Source organism: Streptomyces sp. XM83C (assembly GCF_023072675.1).
Classification (GTDB): domain Bacteria; phylum Actinomycetota; class Actinomycetes; order Streptomycetales; family Streptomycetaceae; genus Streptomyces; species Streptomyces thermocoprophilus.
This window is the reverse complement of sequence record NZ_JALLGL010000669.1, coordinates 1-420: the sequence shown is the minus strand read 5'-3', so window position 1 is coordinate 420 and position 420 is coordinate 1. Positions and strand designations below refer to the sequence as shown.

Sequence of the window (420 nt, the reverse complement as noted above, 5' to 3'; positions counted from 1 at the left end):
GGGCGGTGCCTCGTGCGGGGGCGTGGCGCGTTCCTCGCCCAGGATGCGCACGCATCCCTCCGCGTCCCCCGCCGCCCATGCCGCGTCGGCGGCGGCGAGGGTCGCGCGGGTGGCGCGGGCGGGGTCGGAAGGGGCGAGGAGGCGGGCGGCGAGGAGCAGGGAGGCGCGGGCGTCGTCGACGGGACCGTCGTGCAGCAGTGCGGCACCCCGCAGCAGTTCGGCTCGGCCCCGGACGGTGACCGGCGGTGCGCTGTCGCGGACGGCGTCCAGGAGGCGTATCGCCTCCGCGGGGCGCCCGGCGAGGAGGGCCTGCTCTGCGGCGCAGGTGTGGCTGTGGGCGCGCAGCGTGCGGTCCGGGCTCAGGGCGGCGGCCCGCAGGTGGGCGGGGAGCTTGTCGTGTCGGCAGGCGGTGATCTCCGA

At 79.0% G+C, this 420-nt stretch carries 1 pseudogene; it reads right to left on the bottom strand.

The window, feature by feature from the left end:
• Positions 1-420: pseudogene (locus MTQ10_RS31010) on the bottom strand (LuxR family transcriptional regulator); the annotation flags it as partial.